Here is a 15,980-nt window from a genome sequence, read left to right on the forward strand (position 1 = left end):
AACCCCTCTTATGGTTTTCGGGGATGGATAAGCCGGCCGAACCTTGCGGTCCGGCCAACTCGGGCAAAATGCCTTACTTCACCAAGACAGGGGTTCCCTTGTCGTCGAAGTTGTAGAAGACGAACTTGAAGTCCTTGATGTCGCCCTTGGCGTCCCAGGTGATTTTGCCGATGGCAGAATCGACCGTGTTGTTGCGGAGATAGTCGGCCTGGGCCTCCAGCTCGTCGCCGGCCTTCAGCGCAGCGACGATGGCCTGCGCATTGGCGTAGCCATAGAGCACGTAGTTGGCCGGCGTGATGTTGGCTTTCTTCAACGCATCCTGGACGCCCTGCGTGGAGGGATCGGCCAGCGGATCGGGCGTCGCCGAATAATAGACGTTCTTCAGATTCTCAGGCCCGCCGGCGGCTGCGACGAGTTCCGTCTGCGCGAAAGCATCGCCGCTGACGACGACTACGTCGACACCCTGTTCCTTCAGCTGGCGGATCAACGGGCCGCCTTCGGGAATGAGGCCGCCGAAATAAACGGCGTTGGCGCCGGAGCTCTTGATCTTGGTGACGAGCGCGTTGAAGTCACGTTCGCCACGGGTCAGGCCTTCGTACATCACCGGCTTGATTCCGCGTGCTTCGATCGTCTTCTTGACGGCGTCCACCAGGCCCTGGCCATAGGTGTCCTTGTCGTGGATGAGCGCGATCTTGTCCCGCTTCAGCGTATCCAGGATGAAGCTGCCGGCGACGACGGCCTGCTGGTCATCACGGCCGCAGCCACGGAACAGATTGTCGAAACCGCGATCGGTGACGGTCGGATTGGTCGAGGACGGCGTCATTTCGAGGATGCCGGCATCATTGTAGATTTCCGAAGCCGGGATCGTGTTGGACGAGCAGAAATGCCCGATCACGGCCTGAACCTTGTCCTGGTCGACGAAACGATTGGCGACGGCCACGGCCTGCTTCGGTTCGCAGGCGTCGTCACCCTTCACCAGTTCAATCTTCTTGCCATTGATGCCGCCCGACGCATTGACGTCGCTGACATAGGCGGACACGCCGCTGAACACCTGCTCGCCGAAGGTCGCATTGGCGCCGGTAAAGGGGCCGGCGACGCCGATCTTGACCGTGTCGGCGGCCAAAGCGCTGGAAAACAGCAAGGCGGAGGCCACAGCGGTGGCGCTCAGAAGTTTCGAGATGGATTTCATGTGCTTTCCCTCTGGTTGAAGCTCTCTGGTTTTTAATGGTTCTCGACGCGGTTCAGTCCGCGTTCATGCTTCGCATCAAAGGCGAAGATATTATTTTTGTTAGGTAATTTCTCTGCTCCGCAGTTGCGGAGAAGAGCGGATTTCGAGATTTTCGATCCTTTTCTTAATTGACACTTATATGATAAGTGACATATACGAAGATCGTCAAGCGGAAATGTTGCAGTGTCGTTTGCAACAGTGAAGAATGGCACGACGCATGGCTGCGCGAGCGCGGCCTCCAACGTTAAGAAAGCGGGGAACAAGACGGTGAGCAGCACGCCACGAAACTGCCGGGTGGGCGTCGATATCGGCGGCACCTTTACGGATATCGCTCTCGACCTCGATGGGACGCTTCACTCGACGAAGATCCTGACGGATTATACGGCACCGGAGCGGGCGATCCTCAAGGGCGTGAAGGCCGTCGCCGACATGGCGGGTATCGCTCTTTCAGAGATCGGCATCCTGATTCATGGCACGACGCTCGCCACCAATGCGCTCATCGAGCGGCGCGGCGCCAAAACCGCCTTCGTGACGACGGAAGGTTTTCGTGACGTGCTCGAGATGCGCACTGAGAACCGTTTCGAGCAGTATGATCTCAATATCTCCCTGCCGCCGGCGCTCATTGCCCGCGCCGACCGATTCGTCATCCGGGAGCGTATCGATGCGCAGGGCAAGGTTCTGCTCGCTCTGGATGAGGCTTCGGTCGCAGCCGTCGTCGAGAAGGTTGCCGCAGGCGGCTATGAAAGCGTCGCGGTCGGCTTCATTCATGCCTATGCGAATGGCGCGCACGAAGTCGCCGTCCGCGATGCGATCCTGAAGCGCCTTCCCGGCATTTCCGTTTCGATCTCGTCGGAAGTTTCGCCGCAGATGCGCGAGTTCGAGCGCTTCAACACGGTTTGCGCCAATGCCTATGTCAAGCCGGCGATCAAATCCTATCTCGACCGTCTCGTCGTGTCGCTGAAGGAGATCGGAGTCGGCTGCCCGGTCTTCATGATCCATTCCGGCGGCGGGATCGTCTCGGTCGAGAGCGCCTCCGAGTTTCCGGTGCGTCTGGTCGAATCCGGTCCGGCGGGCGGCGCGATCTTCGCGGCCGACATTGCCCGTCAATATGGTCTCGATACGGTTCTTTCCTTCGATATGGGCGGCACGACCGCCAAGATCTGCCTGATCGAAAACCAGGTGCCGAAGACGGCCAAGACATTCGAAGTCGCGCGCACCTATCGATTCCGCAAGGGATCCGGCATGCCGATTTCCATCCCCGTCGTCGAGATGGTCGAAATCGGCGCGGGCGGCGGTTCGATCGCTTCGGTCGACGCAATGCGCCAGATCCGCGTCGGGCCGCACTCGGCGGCCTCGGAGCCCGGCCCGGCCTGTTATCAGCGCGGCGGCAAGAACCCCACCGTCACCGATGCGGACCTGATCCTCGGCAAGCTCGATCCCGCCAATTTCGCGGGCGGCGCCATCCCGCTTTCCGTCGAGGCGAGCCGCCGGGCAATGAGCGACGATATCGGCTCGGTCATCGGCCTCGATCCGGAAGCATCAGCTTACGGCACGTGCGAAATGGTCGACGAAAACATGGCCAATGCCGGCCGCGTCCACACCGTCGAGAACGGCAAGAACATTTCCGATTTCACCATGATCACCTTCGGCGGCGCCGGACCGCTGCATGCCGCGCGCCTCTGTGAAAAAATGGGCATCTCGACCTTCCTCGTTCCGCCGGGCGCCGGCGTTGGTTCGGCGATCGGATTCCTCAAGGCGCCGTTCGGCTATGAGTCCGTCCGCAGCGCCGTCTTCAACCTGTCGAATTTCGAATATTCCGAGGCCAACCGGCTCCTCCAAGCCATGAAGGCTGAGGCGTTGGGCTTCGTCGAAGGCGGGCTCGACGCGGGCTCCCCGGTGATCGAACGCACGCTGTTCATGCGTTATGCCGGGCAGGGCTGGGATATCCCGGTCCCGCTTGCCGATGACAATTTCGACGCCGCGAGTGCTGAGACGATCGCCGCCTCGTTCGAAAAGGAATATGAGCGTTTCTTCGGCCGCGCCATCGAAGGTCTCGATATCGAGATCGTCAGCTGGTCGGTCAAGGCGAGCTCGCCGCTGCCGCCGGTGGAGCGCGTATCCTCCATCGCCGAAGGCAATGTCGTGCAGCCTGGCAAGACGCGCCGCCTGTTCGAGGCTGCGCAGGGCGCCTATCTCGAAGCCGGCATTCACGAGCGTACCGGCCTGACGCCCGGCGACGTGGTCAAGGGCCCCGCCGTCATCGTCGAGCGCGAGACCTCGACGGTTCTCACCGTCTCTTTCAAGGCCGTCGTTCAGCGCGATGGCTGCCTTCTCGTAACCCGGATCTGAGGATAGTCACATGAACCAATCCATGATCGATATCCATATGCAGGTCATGTGGAACCGGCTGATCTCCGTCGTCGAGGAGCAGGCGCAGACGCTGATCCGCACGGCCTTCTCCACCTCCGTACGCGAGGCGGGCGATCTGTCGGCCGGCGTCTTCGACCTGGAAGGCCGCATGCTGGCGCAGGCGGTTACCGGCACGCCCGGCCACGTCAACGCCATGGCGGAATCCGTCGCGCATTTCATTGCCGATATCGGGCCGGACAATATCTTCGAAGGCGACGTCTACATCACCAACGATCCATGGAAGGGAACGGGCCATCTGCACGACATCACCGTCGTCACGCCCTCCTTCCATCACGGCAAGTTGGTCGGTTATTTTGCCTCGACCGCGCATGTCGTCGATGTCGGCGGTCGCGGTTTCGGCCCGGATGCCCGTGAAGTCTATGAAGAGGGCATCTTCATCCCGATCATGAAATTCTTCGAGCGCGGCGAGCTGAACCGGACGCTGATCCATATCGTGCGCAACAATGTCCGCGAAAACGATAAGGTCGTCGGCGACTTCTATGCGCTCGCCGCCTGCAATGAAACGGGCCATCGCCGGCTCGTCGACATGCTGACGGAATTCAATCTTCCTGATTTGTCGACGATCGGCGGCTTCATCCTCAAGCACAGCCGCGAGGCAACGCTGGAGCGGCTGAAGAATCTTCCGCACGGCTCCTGGGATTATAGCCTGGATCTCGACGGCTATGATGAGCCGGTGCATCTCGCCGCAAGACTTACCATCGGTCCCGAGGGAGTCGTGGTCGATTTCGATGGCACCTCCGGCATGAGCAAGTTCGGCATCAATGTGCCGCTCGTCTACGCCAAGGCCTATGCCTGCTACGGCATCAAATGCGTCGTGGCGCCGGAAATTCCCAACAATGCGGCCTCGCTAGCACCCTTCGACGTCGTGGCGCCGGAAGGCTGCATCCTCAATGCCAAGCGGCCGGCGCCGGTCGCCGTCCGCCACGTTCTCGGCCATTTCGTGCCGGACCTCGTGCTCGGCGCGCTGCATCAGGCGCTTCCGGGCCAGGTTCCTGCGGAGGGTGCCAGCGCACTCTGGAACCTGCATATGAGCGTGCGCTCCGTCTCCGATCAGATCGGCGGCAAGGGCGCGGAAATCCTGATGTTCAATTCCGGCGGCTCCGGCGCGCGTGCCGCTCTCGATGGCTTGAACGCCACCGCCTTTCCGAGCGGCGTGCACACGATGCCGATCGAGGCGACGGAAAATGTCGGCCCCGTCATCATCTGGCGCAAGGAGTTGCGCGAGGGGTCAGGGGGTGCCGGCGCGCAACGCGGCGGTCTCGGCCAGATGATCGAGATCGAAGCGGCCGAAGGTTTCAGCTTCCGCTTCTCCGCCATGTTCGACAGGCTCGGCCACCCCGCACGCGGCCGCGAAGGCGGACAGAGCGGCACGGCCGGCGCCGTTGCGCTCGACGACGGTACGGTTCTCAAGGGCAAGGGGCTTCAATTCGTGCCGGAAGGCCGGCGCCTCGTTCTGTCGCTTCCGGGCGGCGGCGGTTACGGCGATCCGGCAAATCGCCCGACTGACGCGATCGAACACGACCTGAGGCATGGATACATCACCGAAGAACAGGCTGAAGCCTACGGCAGGGGCCGGACCCAGGGAGGCAAGGCATGAATATGATTGCATTCGAAAGCAAGCGCGTCGCGACGATCAAATCCTCGCCGTCCATGGCGGTGTCGATCGCCGCCAAGGCGATGCGGGCCAGGGGAGAGCATGTCGTCGACCTCTCGCTCGGCGAGCCCGATTTCGATACGCCCGATCATATCGTCCAGGCGGCGATCGAGGCGATGCGCAAGGGGCTTACCCGCTATACCGCGCCGGACGGACTGGTGGAACTGCGCGAAGCGATCGTCGCCAAGTTCAAACGCGAGAACGGCCTCGACTACGCCATGGATGAGATTTCCATCGGCAACGGCGCCAAGCAGATACTCTTCAATGCGTTCCTGGCAACGCTGGAGCCCGGCGACGAGGTGGTCGTGCCGGCGCCTTACTGGGTCTCCTATACCGACATCGTCATCCTGCATGGCGGCATTCCCAAAACCGTGCCTTGCGGTGTCGAGGATGCCTTCAAGATCACAGCCGAGCGGCTGGAAGCAGCCATCACGCCGAAGACGCGGTGGTTCCTGTTCAACTCTCCCTCCAATCCGACAGGGGCGATCTATACGGCGGACGAACTGAAGGCGCTTGGCGCGGTGCTGGCGCGCCACCCCCATGTGGCGATCATGTCGGATGAGATCTACGAGCATATCGTCTGCGGCGAGGTGCCTTTCACGTCCTTCGTCGTCGCTTGCCCGGAGCTGAAGGACCGCACGCTCATCATCAACGGCGTATCCAAGGCCTACGCCATGACGGGATGGCGCCTCGGTTATGCGGCCGGCCCGCGGGAACTGACCAGGGTCCTCAACAAGCTTCAGTCCCAGAGCACGACCTGCCCGTCCTCCATCACCCAGTTTGCCGCCGCCGCAGCGCTCAACGGTCCCCAGGACTTCGTGACGACAGCGGTTGCCGAATACAAGGCGCGCGGCGAACTCGTCGCAAGGGGCTTCAGCGCGATACCCGGTCTTGAGGTGCGGGCACCGGAAGGGGCCTTCTACCTCTTTCCGAAATGCGCCCACTATATCGGCAAGACGGCGCCCGACGGCGCCGGGATTTCCAACGACACCGAATTGGCCTCCTATCTCCTCAGGGAAGGCAAGGTCGCAACCGTTCCGGGTGCCGCTTTCGGTGTCGAACCCTATATTCGCCTTTCCTTCGCGACATCGCGCGACAATCTTGCCATTGCCATCGAGCGCACCGCCGATGCACTGGCTAAACTTCGCTAAAGGGAAAATTCGATGACCGATTATCAGCGCACGCTTCTGACCGGCGCGGCCGGCGCTCTGGGAACCCAGTTGCGCGAATCCGGAACAAGGCTCGGCAAGATCGTCAGGCTGTCCGCACGCAAGCCCTGCGACAACCTCGCGCCGCACGAGGAAGATTTCCCGGCGGACCTTTCCGACTTCGACGCCGTTTCCAAAGCCGTGGAGGGTTGCGACGCCATCATTCATATGGGCGGTCAGGGGCTGGAAGCTCCCTGGAACACCATCCTCAACGCCAACATCGTCGGCAGCTACAACATCTATGAGGCGGCGCGCCAGCATGGCGTCAAGCGCATCGTCTATGCCAGCTCCGTTCACGCCATCGGGTTTTACGAGCGCACCGAGACGATCGACGGCAACGTACCGACCCGCCCCGACAGTCTCTACGGCGTGTCGAAGACCTTCGTCGAAAACCTCGGCCGTTACTATTTCGACAAGTTCGGGATCGAGACCGTGAGCCTGCGCATCGGCTCGTCTTTCCCGGAGCCGACGGACCGGCGCCATCTCATCACCTGGCTTTCCTATCGCGATTGCCGCCAGCTCGTCGAAAAGAGCCTGTCGGCCGAACGCGTCGGCTTCATGGTCGCCTATGGCATGTCCGACAACAGCCAGGCCTTCTGGGACAACCGCACGGCGGCATCGCTTGGATACAAGCCGGAAGACAGCGCCGACGATTACGCGGACAAGGTCTTTGCGAAGACGAAACAAGGCGATCCCAACGATCCGGCGGTGCGCTTCCAGGGCGGCAGCTTTGCGGCTGCCGGCCATTATGAAGACGAGAAGAAGTGAGACGCACCGATGCAAGCTTCCAAGTCGTCCTATGACGTGGTGATCGTCGGCGGTGCAGTGGTTGGCAGTTCGACGGCATATTTTCTGGCGACCAACCCCGATTTCAACGGATCGGTCCTGGTGATCGAGAAGGACTGGACCTATCAGCGGTCGGCCACCGCGCTCTCTTCCAGCTCCATCCGTCACCAGTTCTCGAATGCGATCAACGTCAAAGTCTCGCAGTTCGGGACGGAGTTCATCCGCAACTTCAAGGAAAACGTCGCCGTCGACGACGATACGCCGGAGATCGGTTTCCATGAGGCCGGGTATTTGTTCCTCGCCGAGGACGAACGCGGCGATCAGGTTCTCCGGCGCAACCACGAGACCCAGATCTCCTGCGGGGCTGATGTCACGCTGCTCGATCCTGACGGCCTCGGCCGGCGGTTTCCCTGGTTGAACCTGGAAGGACTGACGCTCGGCAGCACCGGCGAACGGGGCGAAGGCTGGTTCGACAGCGTCGGCCTGCTCCAGGGCTTCCGCAAGAAAGCGCGCTCTTTGGGCGTCGAATATATCGAAGACGAAGTCGTTGCCGTCAACAGAGAGGGAGACCGCATCGTTTCCGTGTCGACGAAGAGCGGCCAGACGATCGCTTGCGGCACGATGGTCAACACATCGGGCACCAACGGTAAAAAGGTCGCCCGCATGGCCGGGCTCGACGTTCCCGTCGAGCCACGCCGACGCTCGCTGTTCGTCGTCGATTGCCGCACACCGCTCGAAGGAAAGGTCGGCCTGACGATCGACCCCACCGGCGTTTTCTTCCGGCCCGAGGGCAAATTCTATCTGATGGGTACCTATCCCAAGCACGATCCGGAGGTCGATCCCAACGATTTCGACGTCATGCACGACGAATTCGATGAGGAAATCTGGCCGATCATGGCGAACCGGGTTCCGGCCTTCGAGGCGATCAAGGTCGTCAATTCCTGGGCCGGCCACTACGATTATTGCACCCTCGATCACAATGTCGTCCTCGGACCGCATACTGAGGTCAGCAATTTCCTCTTCGCAAACGGCTTTTCGGGGCACGGTCTCCAGCAGTCGCCGGCGATGGGACGGGGTCTCTCGGAACTGATTGCCTATGGTGGCTTCAAGACGCTCGATCTTTCGCCATTTGGCTATGAACGAGTGACGGCACACCGGCCCTTCCTCGAAGACGCCGTCATTTAACGTACAAGGAGAGGGGCTCCCGATGAGAAATGAAACATTGAAGCGCAGTGGCGGCCAGGTGCTCGTCGATGCCTTGCGCATCCACGGTGTCGAGCGCGTGTTCGGCGTGCCGGGCGAAAGTTATCTTGCCGCCCTCGACGCCTTTCACGACATGGAAGACGCTATTGAATTCATCGTCTGCCGGCAGGAAGGTGGCGCTGCCTATATGGCGGAAGCCTACGGCAAGATGACCGGCAAACCCGGCATTTGCTTCGTCACCCGCGGGCCGGGCGCGACCAATGCTTCCGTCGGTGTGCATACGGCTTTCCAGGATTCGACACCGATGATCCTGTTCATCGGCCAGGTGGCGCGTGATCAGATGGAGCGCGAAGCATTCCAGGAGATCGATTATCGCCGCATGTTCGGCCAGATGGCGAAGTGGGTCGTCGAGATCGAGGATGCCGCCCGCATTCCCGAGCTCATCAGCCAGGCGTTCCACCGGGCCGTCAACGGCCGGCCCGGGCCGGTGGTCGTCGCTCTTCCGGAAGACATGCTGACCGATATGGTCGATGTCGCCGACACTCCACCTTACAAGCGGGTCGAGGGCTTTGCCGGCCCCGAGCAATTCGAAGAATTGCTCGGCCTTCTCTCCGAGGCGAAGCGCCCGCTGGTCGTTGTCGGCGGCGGCGGCTGGACGCAGCAGGCCGTTGTCGACCTGAAAGCGTTTTCGGAGGCCTTCAGCCTGCCGGTCGCCGCTTCCTTCCGCTGCCAGGATCTGTTCGACAATAAGCACGAGAATTATGCCGGCGATCTCGGCCTTGCCGCAGGGCCGAAGTTGATCCGCCATGTGAAGGATTGCGACCTGCTGATCTCCATTGGCGCCCGTCTCGGAGAGATGACGACAGGCGCCTATACGCTGATCGACATTCCAGTGCCGAAGCAGTCGCTCGTTCATATCCATCCGGGCGCGGAGGAATTGGGGCGCGTTTATCACGCGCGATTGCCGATCAACGCCAGCGTCGCGGGTTTCCTGTCGCAGGCGGCAAAGTTGAATCCATCATCTGCGCCGGTGTGGAAGGATTGGACCCGAGCGACCCATGCCGACTACCTCGAAAACCTCGCGCATTCCGAGGTCCCGGGGCCGGTGCAGATGGGTGATATCATGGAATGGCTGCGCGGCCATCTCAAGCCCGACGCCATCCTGACCACCGGCGCCGGCAACTATTCCGCCTGGGCGCATCGTTTCTATCAGTACCGCACCTTCCGCACCCAGCTCGGACCGACGAACGGTTCCATGGGCTACGGCGTGCCGGCGGCGATCGCCGCCAAGATCACCGATCCCGCGCGCACGGTCGTTGCCTTCGCCGGCGACGGATGTTTCCTGATGAACGGCCAGGAGCTTGCAACCGCCATGCAGTATGACGCTCGGGTGGTCTTCCTCGTCATCAACAACGGCATGTATGGCACGATCCGCATGCATCAGGAGCGCAGCTATCCCGGTCGCGTCTCCGCTACCCGCCTGACGAACCCGGATTTTGCCGCGCTGGCGCGATCCTATGGCCTCCACGGCGAGACCGTGGAAAAAACCGAGGACTTCGCCGGCGCCTTCGAACGCTGCGAGGCGTCAGGCAAGCCGGGTCTCATCGAAATCCGGATCGATCCGGAAGCGCTGACACCGAAAATGACACTGACGCAAATTCGCGAACAGGCGATCGCCCAGGGAAAGTGATTACGGCTAAGTGATTGCGGGGAAGTGATCGCAGGAAAACGCACCGCCTGAAAAGCAGGCGGTGCGCATCAATCCTCTGTTTCGCTGCTCGCCGGCTCATTGAGCATCGTGCGGTAGCGATGGAGGCTTTCCTCCAGATGGACGATCAGCGCGGCCTTGGCAGCCTTGGCATCACCTTGGGTGATCGCGGCCAGAATAGCGGCGTGTTCCTTATTGATCTTCTTCAGGTAGGTGCTGTAGCCGCGCGCCGATTGGCGATGTTTGAGCACGAGTTCGAAATTGATGCTCTCTATCACCGCTTCCAGAAAACTCGGGAAGTGGGGATTGCGGGTGGCGCGGGCGATTGCAAGATGGAATTCGAAATCGGCGCGGGCCTCGACCTCGGCATCGTCCGTCACCAGGTTTTCAAGGTTGTCATAGGCGCGGGCAATTTCTGCCAGCGCCTCCGGCGTGCGCCTCGACGCTGCAAGGGCAACGGATTGGATCTCGACGCCGAGCCGTAATTCCAGGATCTGCATCGCCGAGCGAATGTCCTCGATGCGGCTGATCTCGAAATTGAGGGTCTTTGCGTCCTTCTCGCTGACATAGACCCCCGCACCCTGCCGCGCTGTCACCCGTCCGCCCACCTTGAGGGAGGTGAGCGCCTCGCGAATGACGGTTCGGGAAACCCCGAACTCTTCGCATAGCTGGGCACTTGACGGAATTTTCTCGCCCGGGGCATAAAGACCGGAATCGATCCGTTCCATCAGCTTTGCAACGACGATTTCCGCGAGATTGCCTCGTTGCGTGATGATTGACACTGGTTCACTCCGGTTTTCACGATCAAATTTAGCACATATCACATATCATGCCACGTCTGATTGTGGGATGCCGGGGTTTTCAGACATTATCTTATCGATGACCTGAAAGGGGTGCGGGATGCGTTTGTTGTCGATTTCCTTCACCTGGGAGCGGCACGAATATCCGGTGGCCATGAGACTGTCGGTATCGCCTGATGCATCGACCTCCGGCTTCCAGCTCATCGCATAAAGGCGCTCGGAGATCGGCCGGTTGCGCGCCTCGTGGCCAAAGGTGCCGGCCATTCCGCAACACCCCGTTTGTGCCGCCTGAAGGTCGATGCCGAGGCTTGCGAACACTTGTTTCCATTGTGCGACGGAAGAGGGCGCATTGGTGCGTTCGGTGCAATGGGCCATCAGTCGGAAGTTTTTACCCTTGGCGGCGGAGGGTGACGCGGCAAGCCGGTCAAGATTGGCGACCAGCCATTCCTGCGGAAGAAGAATGGCAGCCTTCAGCATGCCCTTGTATTCGCTGCGAAAGGCGAGCGTCATCGACGGATCGAGCCCGACGAGCGCCACACCCGCTTCATCCAGCCGCTGAAGATAATGCGCGGTCCGCCCGGCCGCAGCCTCGAAACGTCCGAGATAGCCATGAACGTGCAGCGCTTTGCCATTAACGTGGGACGCGGCGAGGAAGGGCGAGAGCCCCATTTTCCGCGCAAGCCTGATTGCGGCGAGGGCGACCTCAGGATCGAAATAGGCGGTAAACGCATCGGCGACGAAGATAACGCTCTGCTCCCTCTGGCGCGGCGACAAGGCCTCGATCCGCGACGGGGTCGCAAGCGGTACCCCAAGGCGGGCGGCCTCTTTCGCCAGAGAGATCCGCGGCAGGCGGGGCAGGGACGTCAGTCCGGCGACGCGCATCATCATCCTGCCGGCGCGCGTGCTGACGATAAGGTTATAGGCAGGTCGTATCCGCTGAACCAGGGGCAGGGTGGTCTCGATGGCGGCGACGAGCGGATCCTTCAGCGGACGGAGGTAACGTCCGTAATAAAGTTCGAGGAATTTGGAGCGGAAGGCCGGGACGCTGACTTTCACCGGACATTGCCCCGCGCAGGCTTTGCACGCCAGACAGGTGTCCATCGCAGCGCGGACCTCATGGGAAAAGTCGTCACGATTTTGGGGGTTCAGCGAGTTGAAGGCGCGCCGCGCCAGTTTCGCCAGCGGACCGCTCCGCCGCAAGCGTTTTGCCTCCTCGCGAGCATCGATGCCCTTCTCGGCAAGCAGCTTCAGCCATTCCCGCATCAAAGCCGCGCGGCCCTTGGGCGAAAAGCGCCGATCGCGTGTCGCCTTGTAGGAGGGGCACATGGGGCTGGTTTCATCGAAGTCGAAACAGGCGCCGTTGCCGTTGCAATAGGCGGCGTTGTCGAAGGCGGAGCGGATCTCGTTGCCGATGATGCGGTCGGTCTCTCCCCGCAGCGGCACATCGTCGATCTTCAGCAGCGCCTGGCCGGCAGGGGCTGCAATCTTGCCTGGATTGAGGCAGGTTTCCGGATCGAAAGCCCGTTTGATCTCCTGCAGGCTGGGATAGAGATCGCCGAAAAATTCCGGCACATATTCGGAACGCACGCCTTTGCCGTGCTCTCCCCAGAGCACGCCGCCATATTTGCGCGTCAGCGCCACGACGGCGTCGCTGACCTCCCGGACCAGCTTGATATGGTCGTCGCGGGTAAGGTCGAGTGCCGGCCGCACATGCAGGACGCCGGCATCGACATGGCCGAACATGCCGTAGGAAAGGCCCGCGCCATCGAGAAGCGCGCGGAATTCGCGGATATAGGGCGCGAGATTCTCCGGCGGTACGGCGGTATCCTCGACGAAGGCAACCGGCCTGACCGGGCCATCGACATTGCCAAGCAGGCCGACCGCCCGTTTGCGCATCGACCAGATCGCCTCGACCTCGGCATGATCCCGCGCGATCGTATAACCCAGGTGACGCGCATTTGGGCCTGTGGCAAGCGCGGCGGTCACCTCGGCGAGTTTGCGTTCGAGTTCGGCTTCATCGTCGGCCAGCACTTCGGCGATATTGATGCCGTTGGTCGCTTCGCTCGCGTCGTCCGGAAAAAAGCGGGCAATGCCGGTCCAGACGATGTCGCCTCTGGCGAGGCCGAGAACCTTTTCGTCGACCGTTTCCACCGAGGCGACGTTCAGCGCCACGAGGCTGCGGGCATCCTCCAAGGCGGTGTTGAAGTCGCCGTAGCGGATGTTGATCAGGGCCGCATGGGCGGGGATCGGCAGAAGGTTGAGTTCGGCTTCGGCGATCATCGCCAGCGTTCCCTCCGAGCCGCAGAGGATGGCATTGAGGTCGAAGCGCCCGTCGCTGCGGAAGATGTGAGCGAGGTCGTAGCCGGTCATGTAGCGGTTGAGTTTCGGAAAGATCTCGGCGATCCGGTCGCGCTTTTCCCGCGCGATCCGCTCGACTGTCCTGTGGATCTCGCCGACACGGTCCTGGCGCGCGACGATCTCCGTGAACGCCTCCGGATCGAGCGGGCGCGACCACCAGTCGGAGCCATCTACAAGCACGATGCGCAATCCCAGTACATGGTTGCTGGTCTTGCCGTAGAGGCATGACCCCTGGCCGCAGGCATCGGTGGAAACCATGCCGCCGATGGTGGCGCGATTGGAGGTGGAGAGTTCGGGCGCAAAAAACAGGCCGTAGGGCTTCAAAGCCTGGTTCAGCTGATCCTTGACCACGCCCGCTTGGACGCGGGCAATTCTCCTGACCGGGTCGATTTCGAGAATGGAATTCATGTGTCGCGAGCAGTCGACGACGATGCCCGATGTGAGAGATTGGCCGTTCGTGCCGGTTCCGCCGCCGCGCGGCGCGACGGTGATCCCGCGAAACGCCGGCTCCGACAAGACGGCCGCCGTGATCTGCAGGTCTTCGACGCCTCGGGGGAAAAGGATGCCGGTCGGCTCGATCTGATAGATGGAGTTGTCGGTCGAAAAAACCGTCCGGCTCGCCGCGCCGGTTTCGATGTCGCCATCGAACCCCGCCTCGATGAGCCGCTGGAAGAATCCTGCAGGAGGAAGGGGGATTGAACCATGCGGCCGGAGGCGCGGAATCATGTCGAAACCTTCAGAATGCACTTGAGCTTTGTCGAAGTTGGCATATAAGTGATAACATATAATGTCAGCGGCGCAACGCAAAACACTGAGGTGGAACTTTGAAGAACCAGACCGCAATCATCGTCGGCGGCGCTTCCGGGCTCGGCTTGACGACGGCCAAGCTGATGATCTCGCATGGGGCGACCAGGATCGGGCTCATCGATCGCAATGAGCAGCTGCTTGCCTCTTCGGCCGAGGCGCTTCGTGCTCTCGGCGCCGAGGTTGCGACGGCCGCTGCCGACATTTCCCGGGCGGAAACGGCTCATCGTGGGTTCAACGAGATCGCCGGCAAGCTCGGCCGGATCCATGTGCTCGTCAACAGCGCCGCCATCTATCCGAGACGTCCTATCCTCGAGATCACCGACGAAGAATGGGACCTCGAAAATGCGATCAACGTGAAGGGTACCTATCATATGATGGTGGCTGCCGTTCTTCATATGCGCCAGCACGTGAACGCGCCCGAGGTTACGGGGCGGATCGTCAACGTGACCTCGGTCGATGCTTTCAAGGCTCATCCCCAGAATGCGCATTATGCCGCAACCAAGGCGGCTGTCGTCAGCCTGACGAAATCCTTTGCCCAGGAATGCGCCAAGGACCAGATCCTTGTCAATTCCGTAGCGCCCGCCGGTTTCGCGACGGATCGCGCCAAGGAGCTCGGATTCCTGCCGGAGCTGGCCAAAGCCAGCGCCCTTGGCCGCGCGGCCGAGCCGGTCGAAATGGCGGAATGGATCGTCATGATGGCATCGAGCCGCAACACCTATGCAACAGGCGAAAACGTCGTCGTCAGCGGAGGCTACATCTATGTCTGAGCCGCTGCCCTATCGGGTCGCCGTGGTCACCGGTGCGACGAGCGGCATCGGTCGCGCCACCGTCGACAAGCTGTGTAAGATGGGGCTGACGGTCTATGCCGTTGGCCGAAGCGCCGAGGCTCTTGAAGAACTCGCTGGGGAAAGCGGGGCGAAGCCGATCCGGGCCGATGTGCGCGATACCGCCGAAATCGTCAAGCAGCTTCACGGAACTGAGGTCGATATCCTGATCAACAATGCCGGCATTCTCTCGACGCGGGCGACATTCAGCGAGATCGAACCGTCCGAAATCGATGCCATGATCGACATCAATCTCAAGGCGCCGATGCAGCTGACCCGTGCATTCCTGCCTGCCATGGTTGAGCGAAAGCGCGGCCACCTGATCTATATCGGCTCGAGCGGCGGCCAGGCGCCGTATCCGAATATGGCGGCCTACGGCCCGTCGAAGGCCGGGCTCAGCCTGTTTTGCGACAATTTGCGCTGCGACCTGCTCGGGACCTCCGTTCGGGTGACCGAGGTGGTGCCGGGCCGCGTCCAGACGGAACTTTATCGAACCGCAATGGCGGGCAATCAGGCGCGGACGCTGCTCTATGACGGCTACCGTCCGATACAGCCTTCACACATCGCCTCGATCATCTCGAACGCCATCGAGCTTCCCGTCTTCGTCGACGTGTCGCGGATCGAAGTCTTCCCGACGGACCAGGCGACCGGCGGCGGCACCATGGTCAAATTTCCCGAGCCGTAGGCGGGCGCTCGCTTGTTTCGAAGAGACCGCGGGCCGCCTCGACCATCGATTGCAGCTGATTGGGGTCGCGTACGCCCTGTCGGTAGATCTCGATGATGATGCTCGCCATTCGTTCTGCTTCATCGCTGTCTCTTGCTATCGCGTAATCGGCGCGGAGCTTGTCGAAGACGTGCTGGCAGGTTTCAAGATCGCGGGAGTCCAGCGGTACCTGCGATCGGTTTTTGATCGTTTGAACCATCTCTATTCCCTTCGAAAGGCCCGCCAGCGAGGCCGGCGGGCCGGCAGATGT

Annotated in this window: 12 protein-coding genes; 8 read left to right on the forward strand and 4 right to left on the reverse strand. The window is 61.5% G+C overall.

Annotation, left to right across the window (positions count from 1 at the left end):
- Positions 1 to 73: 73 nt before the first annotated feature.
- Entirely contained in the window at positions 74 to 1,189 is a 1,116-nt protein-coding gene (locus NE851_RS34410; RefSeq protein WP_127431056.1) for an ABC transporter substrate-binding protein, read from the reverse strand.
- A gap of 306 nt (positions 1,190 to 1,495) precedes the next feature.
- On the opposite strand from NE851_RS34410, the gene NE851_RS34415 reads away from it, so the two are divergent.
- The 6 genes from NE851_RS34415 to NE851_RS34440 are packed head-to-tail and all read left to right on the forward strand — an operon-like array spanning position 1,496 to position 10,199.
- Entirely contained in the window at positions 1,496 to 3,577 is a 2,082-nt protein-coding gene (locus NE851_RS34415; protein ID WP_127431057.1) for a hydantoinase/oxoprolinase family protein, read from the forward strand.
- A gap of 10 nt (positions 3,578 to 3,587) precedes the next feature.
- Positions 3,588 to 5,255 (forward strand): hydantoinase B/oxoprolinase family protein, encoded by a 1,668-nt coding sequence (locus NE851_RS34420; protein WP_127431058.1) that lies wholly within the window; start codon positions 3,588 to 3,590, stop codon positions 5,253 to 5,255.
- The gene (locus NE851_RS34425) at positions 5,252 to 6,463 is read left to right on the forward strand and encodes a pyridoxal phosphate-dependent aminotransferase (protein WP_164735949.1); all 1,212 of its coding nucleotides are present in this window, start codon (positions 5,252 to 5,254) and stop codon (positions 6,461 to 6,463) included. Before NE851_RS34420 ends, NE851_RS34425 begins: the two co-directional genes overlap by 4 nt.
- A gap of 12 nt (positions 6,464 to 6,475) precedes the next feature.
- A complete protein-coding gene (locus NE851_RS34430; protein ID WP_047618800.1) occupies positions 6,476 to 7,288 on the forward strand; it encodes an NAD-dependent epimerase/dehydratase family protein in 813 nt (270 codons plus the stop codon).
- A gap of 9 nt (positions 7,289 to 7,297) precedes the next feature.
- Entirely contained in the window at positions 7,298 to 8,491 is a 1,194-nt protein-coding gene (locus NE851_RS34435; protein ID WP_127431059.1) for an NAD(P)/FAD-dependent oxidoreductase, read from the forward strand.
- 22 nt (positions 8,492 to 8,513) lie between these two features.
- Entirely contained in the window at positions 8,514 to 10,199 is a 1,686-nt protein-coding gene (locus tag NE851_RS34440; protein ID WP_127431060.1) for a thiamine pyrophosphate-binding protein, read from the forward strand.
- A 68-nt stretch (positions 10,200 to 10,267) separates the two neighbouring features.
- Here the strand turns inward: NE851_RS34440 and NE851_RS34445 are convergent, their stop codons facing one another.
- Both NE851_RS34445 and ydiJ read right to left on the reverse strand, forming a co-directional pair.
- On the reverse strand, positions 10,268 to 10,999 hold the full coding sequence (locus tag NE851_RS34445) for a FadR/GntR family transcriptional regulator (protein ID WP_029868376.1): 732 nt from the start codon (positions 10,997 to 10,999) through the stop codon (positions 10,268 to 10,270).
- A 45-nt stretch (positions 11,000 to 11,044) separates the two neighbouring features.
- Positions 11,045 to 14,101: a D-2-hydroxyglutarate dehydrogenase YdiJ gene (ydiJ, locus tag NE851_RS34450; RefSeq protein ID WP_127431061.1), complete on the reverse strand. Its 3,057-nt coding sequence runs from the start codon at positions 14,099 to 14,101 to the stop codon at positions 11,045 to 11,047.
- 98 nt (positions 14,102 to 14,199) lie between these two features.
- Between ydiJ and NE851_RS34455 the strand changes: the two genes are divergently transcribed.
- Together NE851_RS34455 and NE851_RS34460 are read left to right on the forward strand one after the other, a co-directional pair.
- A complete protein-coding gene (locus tag NE851_RS34455) occupies positions 14,200 to 14,949 on the forward strand; it encodes an SDR family NAD(P)-dependent oxidoreductase (protein WP_029868427.1) in 750 nt (249 codons plus the stop codon).
- Positions 14,942 to 15,691, forward strand: a complete 750-nt coding sequence (locus NE851_RS34460; protein ID WP_097631692.1) for an SDR family oxidoreductase — start codon at positions 14,942 to 14,944, stop codon at positions 15,689 to 15,691. The genes NE851_RS34455 and NE851_RS34460 overlap by 8 nt, the downstream gene beginning before the upstream one ends.
- Here the strand turns inward: NE851_RS34460 and NE851_RS34465 are convergent.
- Positions 15,672 to 15,929, reverse strand: coding sequence for a hypothetical protein (locus NE851_RS34465; RefSeq protein WP_047618812.1), 258 nt, complete (start codon positions 15,927 to 15,929; stop codon positions 15,672 to 15,674). The genes NE851_RS34460 and NE851_RS34465 overlap by 20 nt on opposite strands.
- Positions 15,930 to 15,980 lie beyond the last annotated feature (51 nt).

The organism is Rhizobium anhuiense bv. trifolii, from assembly GCF_024346605.1.
In the GTDB taxonomy this organism is placed as follows: domain Bacteria; phylum Pseudomonadota; class Alphaproteobacteria; order Rhizobiales; family Rhizobiaceae; genus Rhizobium; species Rhizobium anhuiense.

Coding starts and splice junctions, on each gene's coding strand:
- NE851_RS34410 (WP_127431056.1), bottom strand. CDS start 1,189: ATGAAATCCATCTCGAAACTTCTGAGCGCCACCGCTGTGGCCTCCGCC.
- NE851_RS34420 (WP_127431058.1), top strand. CDS start 3,588: ATGAACCAATCCATGATCGATATCCATATGCAGGTCATGTGGAACCGG.
- NE851_RS34425 (WP_164735949.1), top strand. CDS start 5,252: ATGAATATGATTGCATTCGAAAGCAAGCGCGTCGCGACGATCAAATCC.
- NE851_RS34430 (WP_047618800.1), top strand. CDS start 6,476: ATGACCGATTATCAGCGCACGCTTCTGACCGGCGCGGCCGGCGCTCTG.
- NE851_RS34435 (WP_127431059.1), top strand. CDS start 7,298: ATGCAAGCTTCCAAGTCGTCCTATGACGTGGTGATCGTCGGCGGTGCA.
- NE851_RS34440 (WP_127431060.1), top strand. CDS start 8,514: ATGAGAAATGAAACATTGAAGCGCAGTGGCGGCCAGGTGCTCGTCGAT.
- ydiJ (WP_127431061.1), bottom strand. CDS start 14,101: ATGATTCCGCGCCTCCGGCCGCATGGTTCAATCCCCCTTCCTCCTGCA.
- NE851_RS34460 (WP_097631692.1), top strand. CDS start 14,942: ATGTCTGAGCCGCTGCCCTATCGGGTCGCCGTGGTCACCGGTGCGACG.
- NE851_RS34465 (WP_047618812.1), bottom strand. CDS start 15,929: ATGGTTCAAACGATCAAAAACCGATCGCAGGTACCGCTGGACTCCCGC.